Genomic DNA, 8,227 nt, shown 5'->3' with positions numbered 1-8,227 from the left:
CTTCAAAACACTGATGGGCGATCAGGACAACATCGCCGAAAACCTGTTCAGCTATATCCAGGCGTTTTCACCCGAAGTCCGTGACATCTTCGAGTGTTTCGATTTCCATGTGCAGCTCGAACGATTGGCCAAGGTCGATCTGCTGTACCTGGTCGCTGAAAAGTTCGCCGGCATCGATTTGCATCCGAACGTCGTTACCAATGAACAGATGGGGACCGTGTTCGAGGAATTGATCCGCAAGTTTGCCGAGATTAGCAACGAGACCGCCGGAGAACACTTCACGCCCCGCGAAGTCATTCGGTTGATGGTCAATCTGTTGTTCATCGAAGACGACGACGCATTGACCAAACCCGGCATCGTCCGATCACTCTATGACCCCACCGCCGGAACCGGCGGCATGTTGTCCGTCGCCCAAGAGCACCTTGCCGAACAGAATCCCGACGCCCGGCTGGTGATGTATGGCCAGGAACTCAACGGAGAGTCCTATGCAATCTGCAAAGCCGACATGTTGATCAAAGGTCAGGACATCAGTCAGATCATTCACGGCAACACGCTGTCCGACGATGGACTGCCGGGAAAGCAGTTTGACTACATGCTTTCCAATCCGCCGTTTGGGGTCGAATGGAAGAAGATTCAGAAGGCGATCAAGGACGAACACACGAAGGAAGGTTTCAATGGTCGCTTCGGTCCGGGACTGCCTCGCGTCAGTGATGGGTCGCTGCTATTCCTGATGCATCTAATTTCCAAGATGCGTCCAACGAAGGATGGCGGCAGCCGCTTCGGGATCGTCTTGAACGGATCGCCTCTATTCACCGGCAACGCGGGAAGCGGGGAAAGTGAGATCCGACGTTACGTGCTGGAAAACGATTTGCTGGAAGCCATCATCGGCCTTCCGACCGACATGTTTTACAACACGGGCATCAGCACTTACATCTGGATCGTGACCAATCGCAAGCCGAAGCATCGCCAAGGCAAAGTGCAATTGATCGACGCGAGCGGCATGTGGCAAAAGATGCGCAAGAGTCTCGGCAGCAAACGCAAAGAACTTAGCGACGAACACATTGCCGAGATCACGCGTCTATTCGGCGAAGCGAAAGACGTCACCGTCGATCCCGAAACTGGCAAGCCCCTCAACCAGAAGGCGTTAGCCTCTGGTTCGGTCGGCACGCCCATCAGCCGCATCTTCAAAACGACCGACTTCGGCTACCAAACAATCACGGTCGAGCGTCCGCTGCTGAAAAACAACGGCGAGCCACAACTGGAAACCAAAGGCAAACGCAAAGGCCAGCCCAAGCCCGACAGCAAGCTAAGAGATACCGAAGAGGTGCCGCTCGGCGAAGACATCCACGAATACTTTGCACGCGAAGTCAAACCGCACGTTCCCGACGCCTGGATCGACGAGGACAAAACGAAGATCGGTTACGAGATCCCTTTCAACCGACATTTCTACGTGTTCAAACCGCCACGGGAACTCGACGAGATTGACGCAGAGTTGAAAGGCGTGACCAATCGGATCGTCGCCATGATCGGAGAGCTTTCCAAATGAACGAAGTGCAAAACATCGGTGGCCCCGAGGGTGACGCGGGAGCCTACGAAGAGTTCTTTCAAACCGTCAGTGGCGTCGCTCAACAGATATCTGAACTGCATCTTCAGTTAGCTGAATCGCAACGGCCATTCGTCAATCAGTTGATCGCGGAGAAGTGTCGTGACACGGCCGCGATAGAGCGCGTCCTCGATCAATTGCTCGACTCAGCGGCCCATCCCGTTGGATTGGAGCTACTCCGCAAACTTTGCCGCTACTACTGGACGATCAATCCGATAGCCACCGCCGAGTACATCCAAGCCTACCGCGAGATGTGGGATGATGATGCGGAGTCAGGCGAGGAGGGCGCGCGATGAGTTTTCCTGCATATGACAAGTATCACGACAGTGGCGTCCCGTGGCTTGGCGAATTACCGCAACACTGGGACCATATTCCGATCTGGTTGCTATTCGATATTGGACGTGGTCGAGTAATCAGTCATGAAGCGATCATGGACAACTTGGGCGAGTACCCCGTGTTCTCGTCGCAAACGGAAAACGACGGGCGTATGGGGGCAATTGATACTTTCGACTTTGAAGGCGACTATTTGACGTGGACAACCGACGGTGCCAATGCTGGAACAGTTTTCCGTCGATCTGGAAGATTCAACTGCACTAACGTGTGCGGAACTTTGAAGCCAAGATCTGAAGATTTAATTCTTGACTATGCCGTCCATGCGGTCGGTATCTCGACAGCTTTTTATGTTCGGCATGACATCAATCCGAAGTTGATGAACGACGTAATGGCGAAAATACGAATTCCCGTCCCAAGGCCGGATGAGCAAAAGGCGATTGCGTCGTTTCTGGATGTGGAAACGTCGAAGATCGACGGCTTGGTGTCGGAGCAGCGTCGCTTGATTGAGTTGCTGAAGGAAAAGCGTCAGGCGGTTATCAGTCACGCGGTCACCAAAGGCCTCAACCCCAACGCCCCAATGAAACCGTCCGGCATCCAATGGCTCGGCGATGTGCCAAGGCATTGGGAGGTACAGCGAGTTAAACATGCCATCACGTCAATCGAGCAAGGGTGGAGTCCCCAATGCGAGAACGACCCGGTGCAAACTGAAAGCCAGTGGGGAGTCTTAAAAGTCGGCTGTGTTAACTACGGCAAGTTTACCTCGGAGGAAAACAAAGCTCTTCCACCAACTCTTGAACCTCGGCCAGAGCTTGGAATTCAAGCGGGCGACTTACTGATTTCTCGCGCTAACACTATCGAGTTAGTTGGTAGTGCTGCTGTTGCCGATCGCGACTGCGAAAACTTGATGCTTTGCGACAAGCTCTATCGGATACGGATGGATCATTCGGACTCGTTGCCAGAGTTTCTTTGCTTTTTCTTAACCTGCGAGGTTGCTCGTGAACCAATCGAACTTGGAGCCACTGGTGCGAGTCCATCCATGAAGAACATCGCACAGTCTGTAATCTTGGAACTTTGGTTTGCCGCCCCCAATGTCACGGAGCAAAAAGTAATTGTTGAGGCGATTCGAGAAAGGTCGCAAGCGATAACCCGGCTGATAGCGGAAGCCGAACGAGCCATCGAACTTCTCCAAGAACGCCGCACCGCCCTCATCTCCGCAGCAGTCACCGGCAAGATCGACGTGCGTGGATTCGTAAGTGAGGAGGCTGTCGCATGACTGCTGATCCATCTCGCATCGCAGCTCTGGAGGAATGGATTCGCGGGAAGGAAGGCGAAAACCTGGAGTTCAAGAGTGCACGCTCCAATTTTCATTTTGACGAACTGACGAAGTACTGCGTCGCGTTGGCCAATGAAGGCGGCGGAAAAATCATTCTGGGTGTGACCGATGAACGCCCTCGGCAGATCGTCGGCTCGAAAGCGTTTCTACAGCCCGAACGCACTCGCAAGGGACTCTGCGAACGGATTCCATTGGGAATCGACTTTGAGGAGATCGACCATCCCGACTGCGCCACCGATAGCCGGGTTCTAGTGTTCTCCGTTCCGTCACGTCCTGTTGGCGTCGCCATCCAACACGATGGGCATCGCTGGGTTCGCAAAGAAGACAGCCTCGTCGAAATGAGCGATGATCGGCTTCGCGAGATCTACGCCGAAAGCGGGCATGACATCTCGGCCGACATTTGCCGAGGGCTCAGCTTGAGCGATCTGGATGCGGATTCGATCGACAACTTTCGCAACCGTTGGATCGCCAAAGCCAACAAAGCGGAGGACCAGGAACAAGCCCGCCGCGTGCAATCGCTTGATGATGCTCAATTGCTGGAAGATGTGGAAGCCATAGTTGACGGTCATGTCACTTACGCGGGTCTGATTTTGTTCGGTACCAATCGGGCACTCACGCGGAACCTGGCGGCGGCGGAGATCGTGTTCGAGTATCGGTCGTCGGATGCCTCCGGCCCGGCACAGGATCGCAAAGAGTATCGTCGTGGTTTCTTCAGCTACTACGATGAACTGTGGCAGCAGATCAACTTACGAAACGACAAGCAAGATTTTCAGGAAGGGTTGTTCGTCACGCCGATCTCGACGTTCAACGAACGCCCGGTTCGTGAAGCCATCCTGAACGCGGTCAGTCACCGCAATTATCAACTCGGTGGCAGCATCTTCATTCGTCAGTATCCAAGGCGATTGGAAATCGATAGCCCCGGCAGTTTGCCTGTGGGCATCACACTTGAAAACATCCTCGATCGCCAGAACCCACGCAATCGACGCATCGCCGAAATCTTGACGCGTTGCGGTTTGGTCGAACGTTCGGGCCAAGGGATGAACCTGATCTACGAGGACCTGATTAAGCAGAGTAAGCCGGCACCCGAGTTTTCACGAACTGATCAGTATCAAGTTGGATTGACGCTGCACGGCACGGTTCAAGATCCCGCGTTCGTCCGCTTTGTTGAAAAAGTCTCTAATGAGACCACTGCGTTTTTTCACACGCATGATTGGCTGTTGATGTCGGCGGCCAGCCGAGGCGAGAAGTTGCCTAAAGAGGCGGAACGTCGGATTAACCATTTGATCGACTTGGGAATCATCGAACGGGGCAAAGGCCGTGCGTTCATGCTTTCCCGCAAGTTCTACGAGTTTGCCGGCAAAGCCGCCGATTACACTCGCCGCAAAGGGCTCGATCGTGAGCACAATTTGGCGTTGCTAAAAAAGCACATCGACGAGAGCGGGGCGGCGGGAGCGAGCCTTGACGAACTTTGCCAAGTGATTCCTTCCGTGCCGCACACGACGATCAGATCGATGCTTCGCACCCTTAAGAACCGTGGGTTAGCGGACTTCCTGGGAAAGAGTCGTGCCGCCCGATGGTTCAGTACGGAGGAGGATTAATGTACCGGAACGTACCGCAAAACGTACCGCAATTTGGGACGACGATTCTTCTTAATTGCTTGCAGATCAATGATTTGAGGAGATTCTCGTCCCATCGTTCCGTCCCGCAATTGTCCCATTCTGTGCTTTTTTTGTCGCATTATCGACGGATTTGTACTCAATCGCGTCCGAACGAAATGACGGCAAACGGCACTGGGAGCATGAGATGAGCCTGCACAAAGAAATCAGCTTCGAGGACGAAATTTGCCAGCATTTGGCTGAAAATGGCTGGCTGCATGCCGACGGCGATGCGGCCAACTACGACCGCTCTTTGGCGATGTTTCCCAAGGATGTGGTGGCTTGGGTCAAGCAAACGCAGCCGGAGGTTTGGAAAACGCTCGAAAAGAACCATGGCCAGAACGCCGGGGCGACGCTCGTCAAACGGCTGCGGGATTGTCTCGACAAACAGGGAACGCTCAGCGTCATCCGGAACGGCTTCGACATGCTCGGGCTGAAACGCGGCATCAAAATGGCCGAGTTCAAACCGGCTCTGGGGATGAACCCCGACATCATGCAGCGTTACGAAGCGAACCGCTTGCGAGTCGTTCGTCAGGTTCGCTACTCGATCCACAACGAGAACAGCATTGATCTGGTTTTGTTTCTCAACGGCCTACCCGTCGCCACGATCGAACTGAAGACGGACTTCACGCAAAGCATTCATGATGCGGTCGATCAATATCGCTTCGACCGAAATCCCCAACCAAAAGGGAAGGCGGCCGAACCACTGCTGAAATTCCCTAGCGGTGCCTTGGTGCATTTCGCCGTCAGCAGCAGCGAGGTGCGAATGACGACGCACTTGAAGGGTGCCAAGACGTTCTTCTTGCCGTTCAACTTGGGCGACAACGGCGCCGCCGGAAACCCAATCAATCCCGATGGTCACAAGACCGCATATCTGTGGGAGCGTGTGTTCGCTCGTCAGTTGTGGCTAGAAATTCTGGGCCGGTACTTGGTCACGGAATTGGACAAGAAGAAGCAGATCAAGTCGATCATCTTTCCACGTTTTCATCAGCTCGATTCGACACGGAAATTACGTGCCGCAGTGTTGGAGGAGGGGCCCGGACAGAAGTATTTGATTCAGCATTCGGCGGGCAGTGGGAAAACAAAAACGATTGCTTGGACGGCTCACTTTTTGGCCGATTTGCATGACGCCGATGATAAGAAGGTTTTCGATACGGTGATTGTGGTTTCGGACCGCAATGTCATCGACGGGCAGCTGCAAGAGGAACTGGCAGCGTTTGAACGCAAGAAGGGAGTTGTCGCGACGATCGAAAGCAAAAAAGGCAGTAAAAGTTCCCAGTTGGCTGAAGCTCTTTCTGGCGACAAGAAGATTGTCGTTTGCACTATCCAAACTTTCCCGTTCGCCCTGAAAGCCGTTCGTGAATTGACGGCTACCGAGGGCAAGGCGTTTGCTGTGATCGCGGATGAAGCACACAGTTCCCAAACCGGCGAGGCGGCGACGAAGCTGAAGGAATTGCTCTCCGCCGAAGAACGTGAACAACTCGACGATGGCGGTGACGTGAGCAGTGAGGATGTCTTGGCTGCACAGATGCAATCTCGCAGCGACGACAAGAACATCACCTACGTTGCTTTCACGGCCACTCCCAAACCGAAAACGTTGGAGCTGTTTGGCCGGCGTCCCAAACCGGACCAGCCCGCATCCGACGACAACCTCCCGCAACCCTTTCATGTTTACTCGATGCGGCAGGCGATCGAAGAGGGCTTCATCCTGGATGTGCTGCAAAACTATGTCTCGTACAAGTTGGCATTCAAACTGGCCAGCGGCGGAAAGGAATGGTCGGACACTGAAGTCGAACGTTCGGCTGCGATGAAGGGCATCATGGGGTGGGTGAAGTTGCACCCGTACAACATTTCTCAAAAGGTCCAGATCATCGTCGAGCATTACCGCGAGACGATTGCACCGCTGCTCGACGGACAAGCCAAAGCGATGGTCGTGGTCAGCAGTCGCCTCGAAGCAGTGCGGTGGCAGCTCGCCATCAACCGATACATCAAGGATCGCGGCTATCCGTTGAAAACGCTCGTCGCGTTCTCCGGCGAAGTCAACGACAAAGAATCCGGCCCCGATCCCTTTAAGGAAACGTCCAAGGAGTTGAACCCCGGTCTCGACGGTCGGGACATCCGCACCGCATTCAACGAACCCGATTATCAAATCTTGCTGGTCGCAAATAAGTTTCAAACCGGCTTCGATCAACCACTATTGTGCGGCATGTACGTCGACAAGCGGCTCGACGGGATTCAGGCCGTTCAAACCATCTCGCGATTGAACCGCTGTAGTCCCGGCAAAGATCAAACGTATGTGCTGGATTTTGCCAACGATCCCGATGACATCCTGGCCGCATTCAAGACGTACCATGAAACGGCGGAACTGTCCGGGGCGACCGATCCGAACTTGGTTTTGGATCTCCGCACCAAATTGGACGAAAGCGGACATTACGATGACTACGAAGTCGACCGCGTCGTCACCGTCGTGCTCAACCCGAAAGCGAAGCAAAGCCAACTCGAAGCGGCGATCACTCCCGTCGCCGACCGCTTGTTGAAGCAATACGCGGCGGCCCGCGAGGCGTTCAAGACAGCAAAGGAGGCCAAGAACAAGACGGCTGCACAAGAAGCCAAGGACACAATGGACGCACTGACGCTATTTCGCGGTGATATAGTCAGCTACACCCGAGCCTACACCTTCCTGTCGCAGATCTTCGACTACGGCAACACGGATTTGGAAAAGCGAGCGATCTTCTACAAGCACCTCGTACGGTTGCTGAAGTTCGGTCGCGAGCGAGTAAGTGTCGACCTATCTGAAGTCCGTCTGACTCACCACAATCTGAAGAACCGCGGTAAACAAAAGATGAACTTGAAAGAAGGCGAAACACTGCTCCTCGATCCGCTCACCGCCGCCGGATCAGGACAGGTCCGTGAGAAAGAAACCGCCTATCTCTCCGAGATCATCGAAAAGGTCAACGACCTATTCGACGGCGAATTGACCGACAACGACAAACTCGTCTACGTCAACAACGTGCTCAAAGGCAAACTGCTGGAATCGGAAACACTGATCCAACAAGCCCGCAACAACACGAAAGAACAGTTCGCCAACTCACCGGACTTAAAAACCGAAATACTCAACGCGGTCATGCAAGCCCTCGACGCCCACACCGAGATGAGCACCCAAGTTCTCAATTCCCAATCCGTCCAAGAAGGCCTCCGCGACATTCTCATCGGCCCATCGAAACTGTATGAAGCGTTACGAGAAAATGACGAGTCACCTCCTGGAGGCGCAGCATGAACAGCGATCGTAGGAAAACTGAGAAC

General features: G+C 54.0%; 5 protein-coding genes. All 5 read left to right on the top strand.

Going from position 1 to position 8,227, the window contains the following annotated elements:
• Nucleotides 1–1,546, top strand: a 1,546-nt coding sequence (locus tag B2R17_RS00830) for an HsdM family class I SAM-dependent methyltransferase (RefSeq protein WP_286762454.1), incomplete at its 5' end; no start/stop codon positions are given.
• On the top strand, nucleotides 1,543–1,899 hold the full coding sequence (locus B2R17_RS00825; protein ID WP_286762453.1) for a hypothetical protein: 357 nt from the start codon (nucleotides 1,543–1,545) through the stop codon (nucleotides 1,897–1,899). The genes B2R17_RS00830 and B2R17_RS00825, both read left to right, overlap by 4 nt.
• Nucleotides 1,896–3,209: a restriction endonuclease subunit S gene (locus B2R17_RS00820; protein ID WP_286762452.1), complete on the top strand. Its 1,314-nt coding sequence runs from the start codon at nucleotides 1,896–1,898 to the stop codon at nucleotides 3,207–3,209. Before B2R17_RS00825 ends, B2R17_RS00820 begins: the two co-directional genes overlap by 4 nt.
• Nucleotides 3,206–4,867: an ATP-binding protein gene (locus tag B2R17_RS00815; protein ID WP_286762451.1), complete on the top strand. Its 1,662-nt coding sequence runs from the start codon at nucleotides 3,206–3,208 to the stop codon at nucleotides 4,865–4,867. Before B2R17_RS00820 ends, B2R17_RS00815 begins: the two co-directional genes overlap by 4 nt.
• Before the next feature lie 205 nt (nucleotides 4,868–5,072).
• Nucleotides 5,073–8,201 carry a type I restriction endonuclease subunit R gene (locus tag B2R17_RS00810; RefSeq protein ID WP_286762450.1) on the top strand — a complete coding sequence of 1,043 codons (3,129 nt, stop codon included), beginning with the start codon at nucleotides 5,073–5,075 and terminating at the stop codon, nucleotides 8,199–8,201.
• The last annotated feature ends 26 nt before the right edge of the window (nucleotides 8,202–8,227 follow it).

Source organism: Rhodopirellula sp. UBA1907, from assembly GCF_002337565.1.
Classification (GTDB): Bacteria; Planctomycetota; Planctomycetia; order Pirellulales; family Pirellulaceae; genus Rhodopirellula; species Rhodopirellula europaea.
This window is presented reverse-complemented; position numbering and strand designations above follow the sequence as displayed.